The 21,600-nt window shown below is 35.6% G+C and carries 20 protein-coding genes; 7 read left to right on the forward strand and 13 right to left on the reverse strand.

The genetic code is table 11. The annotated features are described in order from the left end of the window. Positions 1-21: 21 nt before the first annotated feature. A complete protein-coding gene (locus tag ACTNEP_RS00680; protein ID WP_441159616.1) occupies positions 22-1,560 on the forward strand; it encodes a glycine betaine uptake BCCT transporter in 1,539 nt (512 codons plus the stop codon). A gap of 306 nt (positions 1,561-1,866) precedes the next feature. Here the strand turns inward: ACTNEP_RS00680 and ACTNEP_RS00685 are convergent, their stop codons facing one another. From ACTNEP_RS00685 to mgtE, 3 genes are all read right to left on the reverse strand, one after another. After that, positions 1,867-2,262 carry a thiol-disulfide oxidoreductase DCC family protein gene (locus ACTNEP_RS00685; RefSeq protein WP_441159617.1) on the reverse strand — a complete coding sequence of 132 codons (396 nt, stop codon included), beginning with the start codon at positions 2,260-2,262 and terminating at the stop codon, positions 1,867-1,869. Between the two features lie 162 nt (positions 2,263-2,424). Then, a complete protein-coding gene (locus ACTNEP_RS00690) occupies positions 2,425-4,278 on the reverse strand; it encodes a monovalent cation:proton antiporter family protein (protein ID WP_441159618.1) in 1,854 nt (617 codons plus the stop codon). Between the two features lie 21 nt (positions 4,279-4,299). Continuing rightward, the gene (gene mgtE / locus ACTNEP_RS00695; protein ID WP_441159619.1) at positions 4,300-5,664 is read right to left on the reverse strand and encodes a magnesium transporter; all 1,365 of its coding nucleotides are present in this window, start codon (positions 5,662-5,664) and stop codon (positions 4,300-4,302) included. 215 nt (positions 5,665-5,879) lie between these two features. Here mgtE and ACTNEP_RS00700 point away from each other — a divergent pair, with 215 nt between their 5' ends. Both ACTNEP_RS00700 and prpE read left to right on the forward strand, forming a co-directional pair. Then, the gene (locus ACTNEP_RS00700; RefSeq protein ID WP_441159620.1) at positions 5,880-7,070 is read left to right on the forward strand and encodes an FtsW/RodA/SpoVE family cell cycle protein; all 1,191 of its coding nucleotides are present in this window, start codon (positions 5,880-5,882) and stop codon (positions 7,068-7,070) included. Positions 7,071-7,151: 81 nt separating this feature from the next. Then, a complete protein-coding gene (gene prpE, locus ACTNEP_RS00705) occupies positions 7,152-7,889 on the forward strand; it encodes a bis(5'-nucleosyl)-tetraphosphatase PrpE (protein WP_441159621.1) in 738 nt (245 codons plus the stop codon). Between the two features lie 146 nt (positions 7,890-8,035). On the opposite strand, the gene ACTNEP_RS00710 is transcribed toward prpE, so the two are convergent. Genes ACTNEP_RS00710 through ACTNEP_RS00720 form a run of 3 tightly spaced genes read right to left on the reverse strand, consistent with a single transcriptional unit; the run spans position 8,036 to position 10,392 of the window. Next, positions 8,036-8,926 (reverse strand): RluA family pseudouridine synthase, encoded by an 891-nt coding sequence (locus tag ACTNEP_RS00710; RefSeq protein WP_441159622.1) that lies wholly within the window; start codon positions 8,924-8,926, stop codon positions 8,036-8,038. A gap of 18 nt (positions 8,927-8,944) precedes the next feature. After that, complete coding sequence (locus ACTNEP_RS00715; RefSeq protein WP_441159623.1) at positions 8,945-9,751, reverse strand: NAD kinase; 807 nt, start codon at positions 9,749-9,751, stop codon at positions 8,945-8,947. 14 nt (positions 9,752-9,765) lie between these two features. Continuing rightward, positions 9,766-10,392 carry a GTP pyrophosphokinase gene (locus ACTNEP_RS00720; protein WP_441159624.1) on the reverse strand — a complete coding sequence of 209 codons (627 nt, stop codon included), beginning with the start codon at positions 10,390-10,392 and terminating at the stop codon, positions 9,766-9,768. A gap of 182 nt (positions 10,393-10,574) precedes the next feature. On the opposite strand from ACTNEP_RS00720, the gene ACTNEP_RS00725 reads away from it, so the two are divergent. The 4 genes from ACTNEP_RS00725 (at position 10,575) to ACTNEP_RS00740 (ending at position 13,038) form a co-directional block, all read left to right on the forward strand. Beyond that, positions 10,575-11,150 (forward strand): CYTH domain-containing protein, encoded by a 576-nt coding sequence (locus ACTNEP_RS00725; protein WP_441159625.1) that lies wholly within the window; start codon positions 10,575-10,577, stop codon positions 11,148-11,150. Positions 11,151-11,318: 168 nt separating this feature from the next. Next, positions 11,319-11,720 carry a globin domain-containing protein gene (locus tag ACTNEP_RS00730; RefSeq protein WP_441159626.1) on the forward strand — a complete coding sequence of 134 codons (402 nt, stop codon included), beginning with the start codon at positions 11,319-11,321 and terminating at the stop codon, positions 11,718-11,720. After that, positions 11,717-12,610, forward strand: a complete 894-nt coding sequence (locus tag ACTNEP_RS00735) for a ClpXP adapter SpxH family protein (protein WP_441159627.1) — start codon at positions 11,717-11,719, stop codon at positions 12,608-12,610. Before ACTNEP_RS00730 ends, ACTNEP_RS00735 begins: the two co-directional genes overlap by 4 nt. Positions 12,611-12,861: 251 nt before the next feature. After that, the gene (locus ACTNEP_RS00740) at positions 12,862-13,038 is read left to right on the forward strand and encodes a hypothetical protein (protein WP_441159628.1); all 177 of its coding nucleotides are present in this window, start codon (positions 12,862-12,864) and stop codon (positions 13,036-13,038) included. A 27-nt stretch (positions 13,039-13,065) separates the two neighbouring features. Here ACTNEP_RS00740 and pepF read toward each other — a convergent pair whose 3' ends face one another. The 7 genes from pepF to ACTNEP_RS00775 form a co-directional block, all read right to left on the reverse strand. Next, the gene (gene pepF / locus ACTNEP_RS00745) at positions 13,066-14,883 is read right to left on the reverse strand and encodes an oligoendopeptidase F (RefSeq protein ID WP_441159629.1); all 1,818 of its coding nucleotides are present in this window, start codon (positions 14,881-14,883) and stop codon (positions 13,066-13,068) included. 44 nt (positions 14,884-14,927) lie between these two features. Continuing rightward, the gene (locus ACTNEP_RS00750) at positions 14,928-16,040 is read right to left on the reverse strand and encodes a competence protein CoiA (protein WP_441159630.1); all 1,113 of its coding nucleotides are present in this window, start codon (positions 16,038-16,040) and stop codon (positions 14,928-14,930) included. 37 nt (positions 16,041-16,077) lie between these two features. Further along, the gene (locus tag ACTNEP_RS00755) at positions 16,078-17,475 is read right to left on the reverse strand and encodes a DHA2 family efflux MFS transporter permease subunit (RefSeq protein ID WP_441159631.1); all 1,398 of its coding nucleotides are present in this window, start codon (positions 17,473-17,475) and stop codon (positions 16,078-16,080) included. A gap of 249 nt (positions 17,476-17,724) precedes the next feature. Beyond that, entirely contained in the window at positions 17,725-18,408 is a 684-nt protein-coding gene (mecA, locus tag ACTNEP_RS00760) for an adaptor protein MecA (protein ID WP_441159632.1), read from the reverse strand. 384 nt (positions 18,409-18,792) lie between these two features. Next, the gene (gene spxA / locus ACTNEP_RS00765; protein ID WP_441159633.1) at positions 18,793-19,188 is read right to left on the reverse strand and encodes a transcriptional regulator SpxA; all 396 of its coding nucleotides are present in this window, start codon (positions 19,186-19,188) and stop codon (positions 18,793-18,795) included. A gap of 218 nt (positions 19,189-19,406) precedes the next feature. Beyond that, positions 19,407-20,009, reverse strand: a complete 603-nt coding sequence (locus tag ACTNEP_RS00770) for a GNAT family N-acetyltransferase (RefSeq protein WP_441159634.1) — start codon at positions 20,007-20,009, stop codon at positions 19,407-19,409. A 131-nt stretch (positions 20,010-20,140) separates the two neighbouring features. Continuing rightward, the gene (locus tag ACTNEP_RS00775) at positions 20,141-21,358 is read right to left on the reverse strand and encodes a putative glycoside hydrolase (RefSeq protein WP_441159635.1); all 1,218 of its coding nucleotides are present in this window, start codon (positions 21,356-21,358) and stop codon (positions 20,141-20,143) included. Positions 21,359-21,600 lie beyond the last annotated feature (242 nt).

Below are 21,600 nucleotides of genomic sequence, written 5' to 3' on the forward strand. Positions count from 1 at the left end.
TAATTGGGAAAGGATGTTAGAATGAAAAAGGTTACAAAGGTTTTTTACATTTCTCTTGCTATTTCACTGCTGTTTATTATATGGGGAATTGTTCCTAGCAATGTATTACCTGTTTGGAACCTCGATAACGTCACTACACTAATTCAAAGTTTTCTTGTCACACGTTTTGGCTGGTTCTATTTATTAGTAACGACTGCTTTTGTTATTTTTGCGATATTTTTAATTGTTTCTAAGTATGGAAACATTGTACTTGGAAAAGACGGAGACAAGCCTGAATATAATTATTTAACTTGGTTCGGTATGCTATTTAGTGCTGGTATGGGAATTGGTCTTGTCTTTTGGGGGGCAGCAGAGCCTGTTTGGCATTTGCACGATCCGCCATTCCCGACAGAAACAGATGAAGAAGCAGCACGAGTGGCTATGCAGCATAGTTTCTTCCACTGGGGTTTTCATCCATGGGCAGTTTACGCGACATTAGCACTTGCTTTAGCCTATTTTCAATTCAGAAAAGATGAACCTGGCTTAATAAGCAGTACCTTAAAGCCGCTTTACGGGGACAGAATGAATGGTGGCTATGGGACATTAATTAATGTTATTGCTGTATTTGCTACTGTGTTTGGGGTGGCTACTTCATTAGGCCTTGGTGCACAACAAATCGGTAGTGGTTTAGAATTTATTACCAACACTATTTCTAATACGATCGAGACACAGCTCATCATTATTGTAGCAGTAACAGTCTTATTTATGCTTTCTGCGTTAACGGGATTAAATAAAGGAATTAAATTTCTAAGTACAACGAATATTGTCGTTGCATTTCTATTAATGTTTTTCCTATTATTTACCGGTCCGACGAACTTCATTATGAATTTTTTTACAACGACATTAGGTTCTTATATTTCAAATCTGCCTGAAATGAGTTTCCGTATGGCTCCATTTAATGAGGATAATGCAAACTGGTTAGAGGATTGGACCATTTTCTACTGGGCATGGTGGATTGCTTGGGCACCTTTCGTTGGAATGTTTATTGCACGTGTATCCCGTGGACGTACAGTGAGAGAATTTGTAATTGGTGTCTTGTTAGTACCAACACTTTTCGGTGCACTGTGGTTTAGTGTATTCGGTGGTTCAGCTATTCACCTAGAAATGAACGAAAATATAAACATTTACAATATCATGAACGAAGCCGGCTCTGAAGCGGCACTGTTTACCGTATTGGAAAACTTTCCATTAAGTTTAATTATGTCGATATTAGCCGTATTACTTATTAGTACCTTCTTCATTACCTCAGCTGACTCTGCAACTTTTGTTCTTGGTATGCAAACAACGAATGGAGATTTGAACCCTGATATTAAGGTAAAAGTTGCATGGGGTATTGTACAATCTGGTACAGCTGCTGTATTATTGTGGCAAGGTGGGTTACAAGCATTACAAACAGCCTCTATCATTGCGGCCTTCCCTTTTGCTATTATCATGATCATGGTGATCATCTCGATATTTAAAGCATTTAGAGAAGAAGCACGGTTGTATACATTAAAAAGAAAAAAAAGAGAACAGAGTTAAGCAAAAGAAGAACTGGGACAACAGAAATTTATAATACAAACAAATCCAAACGATTATTCAAATAGACCTTGAAATCGTTTGGATTTTCCTATTTATTAGGTTATTAGGAACATACTACGCACTAACTTCTGTTGCTTCGTCGTAATTTTTGAGAGGCTATCGTTGCGTAACAATCAGCCAGAGCATATGCTTTGCACTCGATATCATAAGACGTAAGTTAGTGAAAAGTATCCCCAATATTGCGCAATAATACGTATTACATCGTTCGTATTGGATGTGAAGAAAATAGGTTACGTTCCAATCTCTTTACGAATCCAAAAAGCGTTGTTTATCTTCCGGCTTTGGTATCATACATTGTTCTTTCTTACCAAACCAACGATAACGGTTGTTGGCAAAAATGTTATAGAGAAAATCACGAATTGGTTTTGGTATAATGAGAAAAATAGCGAAGAGGCGATAACCTCCTTTAAGCTCTTTCGCAATTCTTAATACAGCAGAGGACTTTGTATAAACACGACCTTTCTCCAACAGAACTAGACTATCCAAATCTTGAGAAACTTGATGTCGATCTACTAATTGTTGGCCAATTTCACTTTGTAATGATGCGAAGTGGAATTTTCGAGCGGGATCTCTCTTTATAATAAACTGTACGCTGCTACTACAAAAATTGCAGATTCCATCAAATAAAATAATTCTTTGCATACATAGCACCTCTTTCTTTCAATATAACAGATCTACTATGTACAGACAAAACGTATTACTTCTCTCTGCCAATACGCACTATCTTATCAAAAAATCATTTTAAAAATATTTGTTTTGTTTTTAGTAAAGAAAATCCCCGCTCACGATGGAACGAGGCTGTTTCTAAACATACTCTAATAATTGTTGTAGTTCGTCAACATATTCAGTTGACCCTGTCACGACTAATCGGTCATGTAATCTCAATTCTGTGTCACCATGTGGAACAATGGAATCCTTACCACGGAAAATGCGGACCATGATTACATCTCCTGTAAATGGAAACTCTCGTAAAAGCGTGCCTTCATAATTAGCATTATTCATGTTAATCTCATACAGTGCATTGTCCTGTTGCGTAAAGATATTGACAACATTTGGTGACTCAATTAATGCCTTCAAAAGTGTTTTAGAAGACAGTAATACAGAGAAAACATCTATCCCCATTTCCTGCAGTCTTTTTTCGATAGAGGCTATTTCACTACGAGCTATTACTCTTTCTACGCCGTACTCTTTAGCATAAATAGCAATCTCTTCATTCTTATACTCATCCCCAGTAGAGACCACTACTATATCATGGTCAAATACACCCGCTTCTTTTAAGGTTTGCAGATCATAATTATCGAGCTCGTTAATATCAAAAATAGACCGACGTTGTTTTTCTTCTACTTTTTCCTGTCTCGTATGGAATAAGTGTGTCTCAAATTCTTTCGGATCCAATTCACGTACAACAGGAATAGTTGCCTGATTGTTACCTATGAAAGAAATGGTTTGCTGATAGTCTGCCTCTTCTTGATTTACATAATATTTCTTGAAAAATGCCGGTGTAATTAAACAGGACAAGACAGCAACTAGAACCAAAGCTCCATGCATTTCACTTGTAATAATTTCTAACCGCTCCCCGATCGTCGCAGCAGCAATGACTAAAGATAAGGTTGATGTTAACAGCATACTTGCTGCAATAACTGTCTTGGTATCATACCACTTTTTCAAGAAAGCAACTGGAATGACTTTTGAAATGAGCAGTGCGATAAATAGTAACGGAATCAATGCTAGTACTTTTGGTTCCTCAAAAAGTGCCCATAAATCCAATTCCACCCCAACCATCACGAAGAAAATCGGAATTAAAAAACCATATCCAAAACTGTCCAATTTTTGTACTAATTCTTGGTTTGGGGCTAGCAAGGATACTAAGGCACCAGCTAAAAAGGCACCAAGAATATTTTCAGCACCTACTGATTCAGATAAGGCAACTAGAAAAATAATTAACGTAAACACTGCCCTTGTCCCAATTTGAATCGTACCTTTAGACATTGTTTCAATAAAGGACTGATTACGGAAATGCTTACCGACGAAATACAACAGCACACCAGCACCAAATAGAATTAGTAGTAACCACATATTACCGGATTCTTCACTATAGAAGGAAACAAATACTGCTAACAGTATCATCGTAACGAGATCCGCAATAACCGCAATTAATAAGATAGTTTGTCCCACGGTCGTCTGCATCGCTTGTGCTTCTTTTAAGGTAGGAACAACCACCCCTAGTGAGATCGTGGAAATAATTAACGTCATTAAGTAAACATTATCGATAAACCCTAGTAAAACGAAAAAATAAGAAAGTATAAATGACAAAGCTAAAATACCGCCAAAAACAAGACTAGCTAATAAAATTGGGTTCGGCATCTTTTTATTAGTTTTCTTTTGGTTTTTTTGTTGTTTTTTAGTAGAAAAAATAGAAAAATCTATTTCCAAACCGCTTAAAAACATTAAGAAAATAAAACCTAAAGTAGATAAAGTTTCGAGCCAATTACTTTCTTCCACAAGATTAAAACCACTATACCCGATAATTAAACCGACTATGATCTCTGCTACTACCACAGGGATCATTTTTAATCGCAATCTGTGTAACAGAATCGGTGTTAAAAATGCTGCGATAATGACAATAACCAGTGAACTGATAGATTCACCATGCTCCATTTCTACAGCACTCCCTTCTCCTTAGACTAAGAAGCTCATAAACGCAGTTGCCAAGCCAAAATAGATAAAAATGGAAATTAAATCATTTAACGTAGTGATAAATGGTCCGGATGCTACTGCAGGATCAATATTAAAGCGGTCCATTATCATAGGAACAAAAGCTCCAGATATAGTTGCTATTAATAGAGTAGCCATCAATGAAATTCCTACGATTATTCCTAAAAATACTTGATTATATAATAAGCTAATAAGTAAGATAATAATAATCCCACAACAAAAACCTGTAATTAGTCCTGTCTTCGTTTCCCTCCAAATTACTTTAACCTTGCCTTTTTTTTCTAGCTCTCCTGTTGAAATACTTCTAACTGCAACCGCCAGCGCTTGTGTTCCTGTATTTCCTGCCATACCAGCAATCAATGGAATAAAAGCTGCCAAAATGGCTACTTCTTCTAAAGCCGCTTCAAAGCGGGTTATAATACTGGCAGTAATCATACCAAGGAATAATAGAGCGATTAACCATGGTAATCTTTTTTTTGCAGAAGAAATAGCTGTATCCCCACTACTTTCAACATCTGATATACCCGCTAACTTGGAATAATCATCACTAGCTTCTTCATCCATAACGTCCATAATATCATCGACTGTGATGATTCCTAAAAGATGATCCTGAAAATCAACTACTGGAAGTGCAAGAAAATCGTAGTCACGCATCATTTGGGCAATGTCCTCTTGGTCTTCTCCAACTGGTACGGATACAACTCGCTCGCTCATTACATCTTGAATGAGCCAGTCACCTTCCGCAATGATTAAATCTCTCAATGAAATAACACCGACAAGCTTTTTAAAGGAATCGACAACATAAATATAATATATCGTTTCGGCATCAGGTGCTTCTTTTCTTAAGTGCCGCATCGCATCTTTCACGGTCATTTTGGTCGTAATCACAACAAATTCTGTTGTCATGATACTTCCGGCTGTTTTCTCTTCATAATGAAGCAACTCTTTAATTTCATCCGACGACTTTTTGTCCATTATCGTTAAAAAACTTGCCACTTTATTTTTATCTAATTCATTTAATATATCTACCGCATCATCTGTAGACATATGTTCCATTATTTTCGTTGCAAACCTTGGAACCATCTCAGTGATAAATGATGCAACTAAGTCTCGATCAACCTGTTCTATTACTTCAGCCATTTCTTCTGGGGATAGGTAAGAATAGACTAAAAAACGGATATCTTCATCCTGGTCTTCAAAAATCTTTGCTTGGTCATAAGGATGCAATTCTAAAAATTCCGCCCGAAATTGGTCAATCTGTTCATTGACTAAAGCCTTCTGTATCTTTTCCCACATTTCCATGCGCTCATGTTGTTCTAGATGTTCCATTATTCCAGCCCCCCTGTCACACTTCTGTACATTTCATACATCAGGATGTTAAAAGAATAACATATCTTCTATGAAAAAACGTTAATTTTACATTCATTTAAAAGAGAAGATGTTACAATAATAAAGGAAAAAAATGATTTGTATTCTCAAAAAGCTATTTATACACTATACTAGGAATAGATTATATTTTTCAAGAAAGAAAGGTTCTATCAATTATGTCGGAAAAAACCTCAAATGTTAAACTCGATTATTCATTACTACTAATCATTATTTCACTAGCCATTATTAGTATCTTTACCTTATATACGCTGGACTCGCATTTAAGTCAGAATCCACTCTATCAAAATATGTATCTAAAACAAATTGTCTGGTATATTGCCGGTTCAATGGCGGTTGCAATTATTATGATGTTTGATTATGATCGCTTACGGCAAGTATCCTGGTTACTTTATGGAATGGGTGTTTTATCCCTTATTATGCTTTATTTCCATTTCCCACCTGGTATTGCTAAAGAAGTTAATGGTGCTTGGGGATGGTTCGAGTTTCCGGTTCTGGGGACGATTCAACCAGCAGAATTCATGAAAGTATTTCTGATTATTTTTTTGGCTCATATCATGGTGGCACATAATGAGAAATATCCTGAGCATACAATCAAAATGGATCTTTGGTTATTATGTAAAATGGGTATCATCGCCCTTATACCAATTATTTTCCTTGCACAGCAGCCTGATCTTGGTGGTGTACTTGTATTAGCAGCTATTACTGCATGTATGGTGTTAGTGTCAGGGATCAAGTGGCGTATTATCCTAACGATAACAGGGACTTTTCTCATCAGTTTCGTAACAGTTATATACCTATACTTAACCTATACAGAGGAAATGAATCAATTCTTCTATGACAATAATTTGGACCATGTGGTTAGTCGTTTTCAAGGATGGCTGATACCTGAAGAGCATAGTCAGGGCGGTGCCTATCAAGTTGTTCGTGCAATGCTTGCAATTGGTTCAGGACAATTATCTGGAAAAGGGATCGGCAGTTTTGAAATGGCACACCGAATTCCTGAATACCATACAGACATGATTTTTACTGCTATCGCTGAACAATTTGGATTCTTCGGTTCCAGTATTGTAATCCTTGTATACTTCTTACTTATCTACCGATTAATATACATTGCGTTGAAATGTAAAGATCCGTTTGCTAGTTATATGGTTACTGGAATTATTGGTATGTTTACCTATCAAGTATTTCAAAATATCGGGATGTCAATCCAATTACTCCCTATCACTGGGTTACCATTACCATTTATTAGTTATGGGGGGAGTTCAACACTTACCTATATGATTGCTATTGGTATTGTCATGAGTATTTTTTATCGTATAAAAACCTATATGTTTGATGAATCATAAAAAATGAAGTAAGGGGAAAAACTATCAAAACTAAACATACCTCTTCTTTCTTCTTTAGATTAACAGATAGGAGTCATTTCGATGAAACTTGATATTATTGGTGATATTCATGGATGCTATCAGGAGCTACAATTACTGCTAAAACAATTAGGATATCAATCGGATAACGGTCTATTCCATCATCCAGAAGGACGTAAGCTTGCTTTTGTAGGGGACTTAACAGATCGAGGGCCACGTTCCCTCGATGTTATTCGTGTTGTCTATCAGATTGTCGTCGAACAGAAAATCGGCTATTATGTACCAGGTAATCACTGTGACAAATTATATCGTTATTTTCTTGGGAATAACGTGAAGCAACAACATGGATTGGAAACAACAGTTGCGGAATACCAACAACTTTCTACACAAGCAAAAAAAGAAATAAAAGAAATGATGATAACTTTGTATGAAAGTGCTCCTTTATATCATGTAATAAAAGAGTTACATACTATCATAGCTCATGCAGGGATACCTGAAAAATATATCGGTCGACATGATAAGAAGGTGAAAACATTTGTCTTATATGGGGATATTACCGGCGAAAAGCATCCTGATGGCAGACCCGTTCGTAGAGATTGGGCTAAGGATTATGATGGTGACAAATGGATCGTATATGGACACACCCCAGTTATAGAACCAAGATTTGTCAATCAAACGGTTAATATTGATACTGGTTGTGTATTTGGCAATAAACTAACGGCCTTCTCCTTACCGGAAGAAAAAATAGTTAGCGTCCCATCTACTTTACCATTTGTAGAGGAAAAGTTTAGATATTACTAATTTTTAACCATGATCATGATGTTGAGAAGAAAAGCGCAGTGTGTAAGGAGTAAAAGGAGCACGTATACTTCTGAACGGATACAAGTCATACTCTCAACGTTTATCTCGACTTTTACGACAAACAGTGCGCTTCCTTTTCAGATTTGTCAGTTCTTTTTTAATTGTTGCCAGACTTCTGCTAAATCTTCTGCAAGGGGGATTTCAAATTCCATTCGTTGCTTTGTAAGTGGATGATGAAAGCCAAGTTTATGACAGTGTAAAGCTTGTCGTTGTAATTTAGTACTATCTCCGTCATATAAACTATCACCAATTAATGGATGACCAATGAAGGAAAAATGAACGCGAATTTGATGGGTCCTTCCAGTTTCTAAATTAATTTCCACTAATGACACATTCTCAAGGACTTCTTTTACCTGATAATGCGTTACAGCTCTTTTTCCGGTAGAAGCAACCATCCTTTTGATAATCGAATTAGGTGATCTATCAATCGGATAGTCAAGTATTCCTTTCTTCTCCTTAAGTTGACCAGAAACAATTGCTTGATAGCTTCTATTCACTCTTCCTTCCTTCTGGTTCTGAAAAAGGATGGAATGGCTGTAACGATGTTTGGCAACTAATAACAAGCCAGATGTATCTCGATCCAGCCTTGTAACAACGTGTACCGTGTACGGCACTTTATGTTGATTATAATGATCAACAATTCCATTGGCAAGTGTATGTCTAGGATGATGATTGGACGGAATTGTCGCCATATACGGTGGTTTATTGACCACTACGACATCATCATCTTCATAAACAATATTAATCGGTATCGGTTCAGGGACTAATAATTCACTTCTTCTTTCTGGTGGAAATATCACCTCGATCACATCATTCTCCGCCAGTTGATAACGCACAGTTACACTTTTATCGTTGACTAACAGTTTACCACCCTCAAATTTTACAGAAGTTAAAATTCTTCTTGATAGTCCCCTGACTTGTAATAAATAATCTCGTAATAATAAGCCCTCGTGCTGCTTATTTACTTTCCATTTCAATTATTCCACCTACAATTATTATGATCTTTCATCAGAGATGAAGGAATCGTGTACTCTTTTCCAAAAAGGAAAGGCTCTAAAGCGAGCAAAACGGATTTTTTCATCCGAAACACGACATTCGATGCGATCAATATTATCGTACATTTCCGTATAATGGTCAACGGTAATGAGGAAATTTCTGTCATGATATAACGGTAATAGCTCACAGACGTGATGTTTCGGTAAAATTAATGGAGAACCAATTGTACGATATACACGATTATTAATTGATGCCATCTCTGTAATTTGTAATGCGTTGAGAGATGGATGTATAATTGCTCCACCTAATGCTTTATTGTACGCAGTACTTCCAGATGGTGTTGATACACATAATCCATCACCACGAAAGCGTTCAAAATGAGCACCTTTAATATGAACATCCATTGCAACCGTACCTTCTGAGGACTTTACGGAAACCTCATTCAATGCAACGAATTGTTTATTCTGATCACTATTAACTGGGTAGATTTTTATATCAAGCAGCGGATATTCCACCACTTCAAATGGTTTCTTTGCAATTTCAATAATTAACTTCTCTACTTCCTCAGGAACCCAATCTGCATAAAAGCCTAAATGACCAGTGTGAACTCCAATAAAGGCCGTTTCCTTTAATCGGTGTTTATACGTATGAAAAGCTTCCAGAAACGTTCCATCCCCACCAACTGAAATAACAAGCTCTGGTTTCTCTTCATCATATACAAGTGAAAATTCTGCTAAATATTGCTTCATTCGTGACTTGATCACTTCTGATTTATTGTCACTTCTCGACAGGATTGCAAAGCGCATGTTATCCTCCTCCGTTACTTATCATTATTATCTTTGTTTGTTTTAAAAATTCGTTGCGCCTCTTGGATTTCATCTTTTATCTTGGCCATTTCTTCATCTAATTTAAATGCTGCCTCTGCTGCACGCTTAAGCCTTGCTCTAATCTTTTCTGGAATTTGGCCCTCGTATTTATAATTAAGTGAATGCTCATTTGTTGCCCAAAAATTCATTGCTAAGGTACGAATCTGAATTTCAGCAATAATTTTCTGTTCTCCGTGAATCGTTTCTACAGGATAGGAAATAATCAAGTGATACGAACGATAGCCACTTTCTTTTTTATGATTAATATAATCTCGCTCTTCGATCACCTCAAAATCATTACGTGACTTCAATCGCTCGACGATATCATATATGTCATCAACAAATTGACAAACAACACGAACACCTGCAATATCCTGTAATTCCTCATCTATATGATCAATATGTATATTTTTTCTTCTCATTTTATCCTTTATGCTTGAAATTGGTTTTACTCTAGCCGTCACAAATTCAATCGGTGAGTGACTGGACTCATATTCAAATTGAGATCGCATACCTTTTAGTTTTACTTTTAATTCCTCAACCACCTGTGCATAAGGTGCCAAGAAGTTTCTCCAATTCATGTCTTGCACCACCTATGTTAACATTATCAGATTATATTTTATCATATATCCTGATAAATAAGTAATCTTTGCCATTTGTGACAGTGCCCATCATCCGTACCCTCCTTTGCATTAAGTTATCAAATTCTTTGCTTTTTTCCTTTAAATAATTCAAAATATAGTAGCATGAAGGGATGGACAATATGGCACAAGAAATCGAAATCGAATTTAAAAATTTACTAACAGAAAATGAATATCAGCAATTAGTACAACATTTTTGCACCTATGGTCTAATAGAAACAAGACAAAAAAACCACTACTTTGAAACAGCAGATTTCCAGTTAAAAAAACAGCATTCAGCACTTCGAATTAGAGAAAAAGAAGGGCAATTCCAATTAACATTAAAACAACCGAATCCAGATGGTCCGGGTTTATTGGAGACCCATTGTCATCTAACATCTAAAGAAGCACAACGGTGGATAGATGGACAAATTTGTTGGAAGGAAGAAATAGGAACTGCACTAAATTCTTTGCGTATTGATATCCAAGATTTAAAATATGGTGGAATGCTGGAAACTTATCGGCTTGAATGTAATTGTAACCATACAACTGTTGTTCTCGATAAGAGTCACTATAATGGCTATACAGATTATGAATTAGAATTAGAAGCAGAAAGCGAACAACATGGAAGAAAAGTTTTTCAAGAGCTATTAACGGCTCATCATATCCCAAAAAGAAAAACTGCGAATAAGATTGAACGGTTTTATCATACACTATAAAACAAGGAAACGCTTTCTTGTTATCTGTTCAATAACAGATAAACACTTGTTATGAAAAGGATTAAACTACCAAAACACATAATTTGCTAGTTCCATGTAAACACTGTTACAATATAGTCACATAAAGAGAGAACTATTTAGAAACATGAATGAAAGGTTTGGAGGAATATGAGAGAAGAAGTAAGCTCCATTTATGAAGCGATAGGTGGGCAAGAAACGATTGATCAATTAGTGGAAGCTTTTTACGCACGAGTATCGGAACATCCTGATCTAATTCCAATTTTCCCAGAAGACTTTACCGAAGTGGCAAGAAAACAAAAACAATTTTTAACACAATTTTTTGGTGGTCCACCGTTATATATACAAGAACATGGGCATCCTATGATGAGAAAGCGTCATTTACGCTTTCCTATTACACCAACACGGAGAGACGCATGGCTTTCCTGTATGGAGGGTGCACTCGAAGAAGCAAACATCCAAGAGCCATTTCGAAGTGCAATGTTTGATCGGCTAACCCTTACAGCCAATCACATGATGAATACGCCTGAAGAGAAAGGAGAATCATTGTGAATTGGAATTCTGCCGGGTCTTGGCAACCTCAAGATCGTAACCAAACAGCACATTATCACTTTATCGATATCTTAAAAAAGCCAATTGAAATTTATGTTTTTATTGATCCACTTTGCCCAGAATGTTGGTCTTTAGAACCGTATATAAAGAAGCTCACGATTGAATACGGCCGTTTTTTTACAATAAGAACGATTCTAAGTGGACAATTGACCAATTTGCATAAAGATATATTTGAAAAGCCACGTAAATTAAAGGATATATGGGAAAAAACAGCAAGCCGTACAGGCATGAGCTGTGATGGAGATCTTTGGATTGAAAACCCTATTCATTACCCTTGGCTTGCTTCCATTGCAATAAAAGCGGCAGAATTGCAAGGTAAAAAAGCTGGTAAGCGATTTTTGCGAAAATTACAGGAACTTGCCTTTTTAGAAAAACAAAATATTTCACAAGAGGAAGTATTATTGGAATGTGCTAAAAAAGTCCACTTGGATATAGAGGAATTTCGAGAAGATCTGTACTCTCAATCTTCCAAAAAGGCTTTGCAATGTGACTTGAAAATCACGAAAGAAATGGACGTAGAATATATCCCGACAATGGTTTTCTTTAATGAATCAGAAGACGATGATGGATTAAAAATTTCCGGTATCTATCCCTACGAAATTTATGTCAAGGTTTTGAAGCAAATGCTACAAAAAGAACCACTTCCAGCAAAAAAGCCTAAATTACTCGATTTCTTATCACATTATGATTTTGTGGGAACAAAAGAAATAGCGGTTGTCTATGACTGGTCTATAGAAAAAGCTGAAAAGGAAATGAAAAAGTTACAGTTGAAGCAACTAGTAGAAAAAGTACCGGTAAAGTTTGGTTATTTCTGGAAATATTCTAAATAGAAAAGAGGGCATGTTACAGAACATGCCCTCTTTTCTTATCCTATTACTAGATAAGGGATGGGAGAAAGTTTCAGGTCAAACAAAGGGGTTGTTTGTTTAACTTATCTTCACTATATCAAGCATGAAGCTCATTGACAATATGTTTGTGCACAAATTCACAAAAGTGTCACACTTCTATACTTAGTGGAGGTTGCATAATATGTAATAAGTTGAAACACAGGATATATTAGGCATATTGAGAGGTGATCATCATGAAAGTATTACTATTTATACTGCCGCTTTTTGCGTTTATCCTTAATATTTTCGGATTAATGCGTATGATTCCGCTTTATATTACCATTCCACTATTATTTGTAACTATTTACATGACGATATACTTTATGCGTGATAGAAGACAATTCAAAGGATTCCAAAAGGCCACCAGATGAAGTGGCCTTTTTGTTATCCTAAATATTTTAATTAGCCTGATCTAATAATTTTTCCATTTCATCTAACTTTTCCTCAAATACCTTTAATGCATTAGTAATCGGCGTTTTCTCCGTCATATCAACACCAGCCTTTTTCAATACTTCGATTGGATAGTCACTGCTTCCTGCTTTCAAGTATCCGAGGTAACGTTCTACTGCTGGCTCTTTTTCTTCTAAAATTTGAGCGGCTAGTGATTGTGCTGCAGCATATCCTGTTGCATATTGATATACATAATAATTGTAGTAGAAATGTGGAATACGAGCCCATTCTAATCCAATCTCTTCATCTACAACGAGATCATGCCCAAAATACTTTTTATTCAAATTATAATACAATTCCGTTAAACGGTCTGCCGTAAGTGCTTCCCCATCCTGTGCCAGTACATGAATGTTATGCTCAAATTCAGCAAACATTGTCTGTCTGAACACAGTGCCACGGAAGCCTTCTAAAAAGTGATTAAGTAAAAATAATTTTTCTTTTGGATCATCCGTTTTCTCTACTAAATAATTATTTAGTAACGCTTCATTACAAGTTGAAGCAACCTCTGCAACAAAAATGGAATAGTTCCCATAACGGTATGGTTGATGTTCATGTGTATAATAGCTATGCATGGAGTGGCCAAGCTCGTGTGCCAGTGTAAATAAATTATTTAGATTATCTTGCCAATTCATTAAAATATATGGGTTAGTACTGTATGATCCGGAAGAATATGCGCCACTGCGTTTTCCTTTGTTTTCCTCCACATCAATCCAACGATCACTAAATGCTCTTTTCATGACATTTAAATAATCTTCCCCTAAAGGTTTTAACGCTTCTATCACTGTTTCTTGTGCTTGGTCATAAGTAAATGTCATATCCACATCTTTAACTAATGGAGTATACAAGTCATACATGTGTAATTCATCTACATCTAAAACCTTTTTCCTTAATGCTACATATCGTTGAAGTAATGGTAGTCCTTCATGGATAGCCTCAATTAGATTATCATATACTTTCTCTGGAATATTATTTTTATTTAATGCAGCTTGCCTTGCTGAATCATAATTACGGATTTTAGCATAAAAATTATCTTTTTTGATAGCACCTTGTAACGTCGAAGCAAATGTATTCTTTAAATTACCATATGTCTCATACATTGCTTTAAAAGCATCATGTCGAACACGTTGATCCTTTGACTCAAGGAAATTAATATAGCGACCATGTGTTAAATCGACTTCGTTTCCGTCTTCATCTTCTACAGCTGGGAACGTTAGATCTGCATTGTTAAGCATACTAAATGTTTGTGATGCGCTATCTGTCACTTCAGATGCTTCGGCTAATAGTGCTTCTTCTTTTTCTGATAAAACATGTGGCCGCTGACGATTAATTTCATCTAAAGTATGTTTGTATAAATTTAATTCTTTATGCTCCTTCAAATATTGTGCTAACGTTTCCTCATCGAGTTTTAAGATCTCAGGTGTAATAAAACTCATCTTACTGGAAGCCAGGGTAATTAAATTTTCCGCTTTTCCATTCATTGCTTGATAGAAAGAGTTAGTCGTATCCTGATCATAACGCATATGCGCGTATGTATAAAGCTTACTCAATCGATCTGAAACTTTATCTTGTAATTGTAACAATTGATATACTTTCTCTGCGCCATCCTTTAACTTCCCTTGAAAATCATCAAATTTAGGTAATAACCCTTTTACCTCTTCCCATTCTTTCTCCCACTGTTCGTCTGTTGGAAAAATATCCTCTAATCTCCATGTTAATTCAACTGGTATTTCTTCACGTTTCGGTAATGCTTTCTGAGACTTTGCCATTTTTATTCCTCCTTCTTTCTCATCGTTACCTTATTATAACGTATTTACCTGTTGTTCATACAAGTAGTACGATTTACTTGGTATTTGGTTGCAGAGACATCTCTTAAAATACCTATACGCACTAACAACTTTAAATATTCACAAACAGGATCATTTACTGAGAGGATTAAAGGAAAGTGTGTAGAAGGATGATAATGAGCACGAAGAAGGTATTTCGCTTGATTGATGGTGAAATAATCTTTTTTTAGCAGCAGCTCAATGTAGAGTTTGGATTGCCATATCCATGGGGCTGTTTTCATCTGATATTGAGTAGTGATGGGAAGATAGCTAAAGGAAGGTAAGGACTGGGTATTGAAATGATGCAGATATAACCATTTGCGCCAATTTATCTCCTCACGGTGGGTCTGAGGAACAGGACGATATCGCCATTTCTTTTTATATTGTTGCCAATAATGATGAAACAAATCTTTATTTCGATATCTTGGTCGAAATAGATCCTGCCACTTAAGTGCTGGTAGCGAAGATATATGTAATGACCCGTATGTCTTTGTTTTCGACAAGAAAATCATGTCTTGATAGATAATCCAACTTTTAGTATTGGAACAGTAATAATATTGGCTTATCGGTAATGACGAATGGAATTTGTGTAAGAAGGCTAGATTGTTGGAGGTAATGCTAAGAGAGTGGGCGCCATTTCTTTTCAATTTATTGGCACCAAGAATCCAGATAGGGATAACACCAATGGATTGATATCCTTTAGTCCTTTGACAAATTTCTAAAGTAGAAATTGGCGCACACTGATATTCAATTGCAATTCTTTTTCCATTTATTTCAAGGTAGATATCAGCTCTTTGCTTAATATTGGGTAAGTAATACTCTAATTCCACCAAATGCCCTTGTTCTTTTAGCCAAAGATATATGTCTTTTTTTCCATTTTCATGATAACTTCCTTCACCTGAAAGAGTGCACTTACTTTTAGGGTAGTGGGCAAAATGTGGAGTATTCTTTAATCCGGCTTTTATGAGTAATCGTTCTTTACACTCTGGACAATAAAATATTTCTTCCTTCTTTTGGCTAATTTCATCTCGATTCATTTTCCAAATAGCTATCAGTTCGCCTGTTTGGTTTAAAGCTTGTAAAATAACAATCACCTCCATATAGATATTATTCTACATAAAGGTGATTTCTCCTGCATTACGATACTGGTTTTCCAGGGATTGTATTTTTGATAAAGAACGCTAAAACAAACCCGACTATCGAAATAATGCCAGCAACTAAAAATGAAATATTAACACCATGGAGCATACCAGCTATTCCTTCTGATGGAATCGCTTGTGTCATCATAACCGAAACAAGTAATGCTGTACCAAGCGCTCCTGACATTTGACGCATCGTGTTATTCATTGCTGTACCATGAGGTATTACATCGTTTGGTAATTGATTCAATCCAGCAGTAGTTACCGGCATCATCACCATGGAAATACTAAACATCCTAATTGCATTCACTGTTGTAATATAAGCAAAGCTTGTCTCTGGTGTTAAAATGGCGAATAAGAAAGTGGTGACACTCATTATTCCTAAGCCGATCACCGCTAACCATTTAGCACCGAACTTGTCGAATAACCGGCCTGTAACAGGGTTCATTAATCCCATTAAAATGGCACCTGGCAATAATGCTAAGCCAGATTCTAAGGCAGTAAATCCTAAATAATCTTGCATCATTATTGGCAGGATTATCGCTCCTCCTATCATCGCTAAAAAGGAGACCATGCCGATTCCAGTCGTTAATGTGAACATATTATACTTAAAAATGCGAAATTCCAAAATTGGTTTTTCCAATCGAAATTGACGCTGGATAAAGAAATATAATGTTATGGCTCCGATAATGAGCGGAATTAGTACCATTGCACTTAACCAGCCATGATTAACATCCCCAGCCATACTAAATCCATACAGAATTCCACCAAAACCTAGAGTGGATAAAATAATGGATGTAACATCTACCTTTGGAAAAGTCTGTTTCGTTACGTTAACTAAGATCTTATTGGCCACAATTAAATCAATAATTGCAATCGGTAAGACGACATAAAATAAGCTTCTCCATGGAAAATTTTCGACTAACCATCCTGAAAGTGTTGGACCAATCGCTGGTGCAAAAGCAATAATCATACCAAATAGCCCCATTGCGGTTCCACGCTTTTCAATTGGATAAATTAAAAACATAATTGTCTGCATTAACGGCATCATAATACCGGCACCAGCGGCTTGTAGGACTCTTCCTACCAATAACACGGAAAAAACTGGAGCTACTGCTGCAACTAATGTACCGAGAGCAAAGCTCCCCATTGCCGTTAGAAATAGTGCTCTTGTTGTGAAACGTTCAATCAAAAATGCGGTAACTGGAATCATAATCCCATTAACAAGCATAAAAATCGATTGTAACCACTGCGCAGTAGCTGCGTCGATTTCTAAATCTGCCATAATATGTGGTAATGCTGTTCCTAGTAAGGTTTGATTTAATATTGCTACAAACGCACCTGACATTAATACAATCATCAAGGGAATACGTTTTATCTCTATGTCGTTATTCATTCTTTTCCTTCTTTCTATTTTTGCATATAGGTTATATCATACCACAATATTTCGATATACGAAATAAATGCATATGTTTTATAATAATGACAGTAATTCTATTATATGCTGATCTGACAATTTATATTTTTCTTTAGGAAGAAGGAACCAATTCAATTATCTCTTTATCACAGTGCTAAACGTCTGTATAACCACCACTTTTATTTGGAAATGGATACAAAAAAACTAAGCATCATTACTGACGCTTAGTTATCGTGAAAAGTGTTCACTGACTTGTGCCAATGCATCTTCTTCAAAGATGACTTTACCGTATTCTTCTACAACAAATACAGTAACGGTTGATTCCTGACCAAATTCCAAAATTTGACTAATTAAATCTTCTTGTTCATCATCTGTCAAATATTCTTCATCAAATCTGGTAATCAACATGTACTGGTTATTGTAGTAATATAATTCATCTCGCATTCCTATAGACGATTCAAACACATGACTTAATTGAATAATATCCTCTAATTCTTTGAAGTTTACCACCACGACAAAATCTTGACCGTATTGGTGTTCCATTTCTGGTACTTCTTTCTCTGTTGGACCGAACTTCTCTTCTAAAAGTGATTCAATCTTATCGTCTACTGGCATATCAAGCGTCTTACCTGATTCAGTCGGTAGCTGAAGGTTTTGACCATCTTTAGAAATTTGCGCTTTAGTTACCACAATTTCTAACCCTTTTTCAAGAGCTTGCACTTGAATCCATAACGGACCATCAATTTGGAAATCTTCTTCGTTGTAATTGACTTCATCCATTACTTGCCAGAAAAGTTGTTCACTCTTCTCCCGATTATACCAAATTTCTTCTCGGTCAAAGCCACGGTCTTCAATGTCCATATAAGAGATGTAAAATTTAATTGTATTTTCATTTATTCTTTCTATTTCCATCCTTTAACTCTCCCTTCTTATTTAAGTGATTGGGTTGGAAGGGATCACTGTTCATCTATCTAAACCCTTATTATATATATACCCTTTGGTCATCCTTTTAAGGATGTTACCTCTATTGTATGATAATTACTGCATATTTGAAAACATAAATACCTAAAAAATTTAAAAGATCTTACAATAATGTATTAATTATAGATTGTAGCTTATTATACCCTATTTGTCACTAGTTAATTGCTTCAATTCATGAAAAAATAACATGATCATTCGTCAATTAGCAATAACAGCACACATCGGGAAATCACCTAGCTTTTAAAGCACACCTACCGTGTTACTGTTTGTTTTTAACAAAAAAGCAGATCTAAAAGTAAGATCTGCTTTTCCATTTTAGTTTACCATTTTTTGTGCTTCTCTTAGTTGGAATGTACGAACCGTACGTGGCAAGAAGCGACGAATTTCGTCTTCATTATATCCAACTTGAAGTCTTTTCTCATCGAGAATAATAGGTCTTCTTAATAATCCAGGATTATCTTGAATCAGTTGAAATAAATCTTTTAATGGCAATTGATCCAAGTTTACATTTAATTTCTGGAATACTTTCGAACGAGTAGAAATAATCTCATCTGTTCCGTCTTCCGTCATTCGTAAAATTTCTTTAATCTCATCAAGCGTTAATGGTTCTGAGAATATGTTGCGCTCTTTATATGGAATATCGTGTTCCTCTAACCATGCTTTCGCTTTACGACATGATGTGCAACTTGGCGAGGTATAAAGTGTTACCATGTAACTTCACTCCTCAAAATGGAATTTATAAATTAGATGCTTGTCACTTACATCTTTTATTACTTTAAAATAACTTTAATCTATCATCTATGTACTAAGTATACTATATCTTGTAGCTGAATGATAGGGTATTATGTGTTTTTCTTCACTTTTTACATATCTTTTATATAAAAAGTATACCCTCCCATTTTATCCATAAACACATTTTTTTCAGATTGTTAATTTTTTTTTTCATCCTCTTGTTTATCTAATGCTTCAAAGATATTAACCGTACCTTTATCCTGGTCATATGTTAGTACTTCATCGACAGGTTGATAAGATTTACCGTAAATTTCTTGATCCTTATACGTATGGATATCTTCGTACATTTTTTTCATCTTTGCATAGATTTCTTGTTCATTTTCTCCTGATGGCGACCAATATAATATTTCAAGTTTATTTGCCTCATCTGTTGCTAATGATTTTCTTGTATAACCAATTGATACCGCATGTTTAAAGCCTTCTCGTTGATAAAAGCGTAACCTTTTTGTTGAATCACTATCCTGGTAATCATATGGTTCAACCTCTAAAATAATTGGTTTATTTTTTTTCTTCAGTTTTTCGATAAGTTGATGGCCAATTCCTTGACCACGTGCATCCTTTGATACATATACATAGTCGATAAAAAGAAAAGTGGGGAACTCAGCATACATTAATACGTGATGTGGTCCTTCATCTTTATAATAGACGTCCCCCTTTTCTTTCAAAAGTAATTCCATATGTTGCTTTGACTTCATTTCCTCCACAGGAAAATATTGATTTAATTTCTCATACCAATTCAAAGACTCGACTCCCCTTCATAGATTCATCGATTTATGCATAAATCAATTTCATTATTCCCATATATGCTATATTTAATCGTTAAAATAATAATATTCATTTATTTATAGAAAAGACCTCATACTATGCGCGGCTAGTCTAATGGGGTATAATCTACTCCTTCTGTATAGGTATTTCCAGCATTCCATATTAAAAATTCATCAATACCATTCTCATTTAAAGCTCTTATTTGTGCTTCGACTTCTTCCACACCATATTGGAAAGTTGGACCACTATATAGCCATGGTGCTTCAAAATCTTGAATCCATGGTCTGGATACAGGCGGATTGTCTAATGCACCTAATACTTCATTTTCTACCTTGGCATATTCATTCACTAACCGATATGGTTCTTTATCAGGAAAGTCAATGCCAAAGTAAGGTGTCCAATGACTTGGGTAAATCATTGATGAAATGACATCAACATTATCTGCAATTCTTGAAAAGTTTTGCCCAATTCCTGGTGTTTCTTCGATCGTTGCCGCATAGCCGAATATATCAACCGAGACATCTACGTTGTAGGGTGCTAATTCTTCTCTTGCATATGCAACAAAATCTGTCACAGCTTCTACTCTTTTTTTAATATCGTCAAGATCAACATCTTCATATTCCCCTTGATCATATTCTAATTCCTTATCACGTTTTTCAAAACCTTCTGGGAATCTCACATAGTCAAACTGAATTTCTTTAAAACCGAGCTCAGCTGCTCTTTTAGCAATGTCAAGATTATATTCCCACACTTCTTGTTGGAATGGACTTACAAATGATTCACCTTTACTATTTGCCCATACTTCACCATTTTCTGTAAAGGATAAATCTGGTCTTGCTTTCGCTAAAACTGAATCTTTAAATACTACAACTCGTGCTATCGGGTAGATTTGTTTCTCCTCAAGTGTTTTTAATAATTCTTTTGGATCCTTTATGAGATTCTGTGCAACTCCTTCGTATGGTAACTCTTCCTCAGGCTTATATGTCACATATCCATTATCTTCTTTTATATCAACTACCATCGCATTCAAATCTGTTGAATCAATAAGATCTATTAACGTTTCCATGCGACTTCCCCCTGCAGAATTTCCAGTCACATAAATACCACGTACAGCATCAGGATACTCAAATTGAAAATCAGATACATATGAAAATCGTGCTAACACTTCCGGCAGTTCATAACTTGAGAATTCTGCTTTTTTCTTTAAATGGGATTGTGCTAAAAGCGCTTCCTCTTCTTTTGCACTTATCGTAGTTGTAGCTGCAACTAACAATATACTTACTGTAATTACCACGCTGAATGACCATTTTAAATATTTACGCATTACCTATCAAACTCCTGCGACTTAAAATTATGTACAAGCCTATTATAAAGAATTTAAGTCCTTTTTTGTTAATTTATGTTGAAAAAATATAACAAAACTCGAATTTGATTCTTTATTCTTAATTTTGCTGATAGCCAAACGAAAAAAATGAGTTAAACTACCTAGTAAGGCAAAAGCCTTGGAAATTATCCAAGGCTTTTAGTTATAAATTAGCAGACATTGCTTTAACAATATTTACAATA

The organism is Gracilibacillus sp. HCP3S3_G5_2 (genome assembly GCF_052063305.1).
In the GTDB taxonomy this organism is placed as follows: domain Bacteria; phylum Bacillota; class Bacilli; order Bacillales; family Amphibacillaceae; genus Gracilibacillus.

What these genes read in the sequence shown, in the direction of transcription:
- ACTNEP_RS00680 (WP_441159616.1), top strand. Translation starts at nt 22, where the DNA reads ATGAAAAAGGTTACAAAGGTTTTTTACATTTCTCTTGCTATTTCACTG.
- ACTNEP_RS00685 (WP_441159617.1), bottom strand. Translation starts at nt 2,262, where the DNA reads ATGCAAAGAATTATTTTATTTGATGGAATCTGCAATTTTTGTAGTAGC.
- ACTNEP_RS00690 (WP_441159618.1), bottom strand. Translation starts at nt 4,278, where the DNA reads ATGGAGCATGGTGAATCTATCAGTTCACTGGTTATTGTCATTATCGCA.
- mgtE (WP_441159619.1), bottom strand. Translation starts at nt 5,664, where the DNA reads ATGGAACATCTAGAACAACATGAGCGCATGGAAATGTGGGAAAAGATA.
- ACTNEP_RS00700 (WP_441159620.1), top strand. Translation starts at nt 5,880, where the DNA reads ATGTCGGAAAAAACCTCAAATGTTAAACTCGATTATTCATTACTACTA.
- prpE (WP_441159621.1), top strand. Translation starts at nt 7,152, where the DNA reads ATGAAACTTGATATTATTGGTGATATTCATGGATGCTATCAGGAGCTA.
- ACTNEP_RS00715 (WP_441159623.1), bottom strand. Translation starts at nt 9,751, where the DNA reads ATGCGCTTTGCAATCCTGTCGAGAAGTGACAATAAATCAGAAGTGATC.
- ACTNEP_RS00720 (WP_441159624.1), bottom strand. Translation starts at nt 10,392, where the DNA reads ATGAATTGGAGAAACTTCTTGGCACCTTATGCACAGGTGGTTGAGGAA.
- ACTNEP_RS00725 (WP_441159625.1), top strand. Translation starts at nt 10,575, where the DNA reads ATGGCACAAGAAATCGAAATCGAATTTAAAAATTTACTAACAGAAAAT.
- ACTNEP_RS00730 (WP_441159626.1), top strand. Translation starts at nt 11,319, where the DNA reads ATGAGAGAAGAAGTAAGCTCCATTTATGAAGCGATAGGTGGGCAAGAA.
- ACTNEP_RS00740 (WP_441159628.1), top strand. Translation starts at nt 12,862, where the DNA reads ATGAAAGTATTACTATTTATACTGCCGCTTTTTGCGTTTATCCTTAAT.
- pepF (WP_441159629.1), bottom strand. Translation starts at nt 14,883, where the DNA reads ATGGCAAAGTCTCAGAAAGCATTACCGAAACGTGAAGAAATACCAGTT.
- ACTNEP_RS00750 (WP_441159630.1), bottom strand. Translation starts at nt 16,040, where the DNA reads ATGGAGGTGATTGTTATTTTACAAGCTTTAAACCAAACAGGCGAACTG.
- ACTNEP_RS00755 (WP_441159631.1), bottom strand. Translation starts at nt 17,475, where the DNA reads ATGAATAACGACATAGAGATAAAACGTATTCCCTTGATGATTGTATTA.
- mecA (WP_441159632.1), bottom strand. Translation starts at nt 18,408, where the DNA reads ATGGAAATAGAAAGAATAAATGAAAATACAATTAAATTTTACATCTCT.
- spxA (WP_441159633.1), bottom strand. Translation starts at nt 19,188, where the DNA reads ATGGTAACACTTTATACCTCGCCAAGTTGCACATCATGTCGTAAAGCG.
- ACTNEP_RS00775 (WP_441159635.1), bottom strand. Translation starts at nt 21,358, where the DNA reads ATGCGTAAATATTTAAAATGGTCATTCAGCGTGGTAATTACAGTAAGT.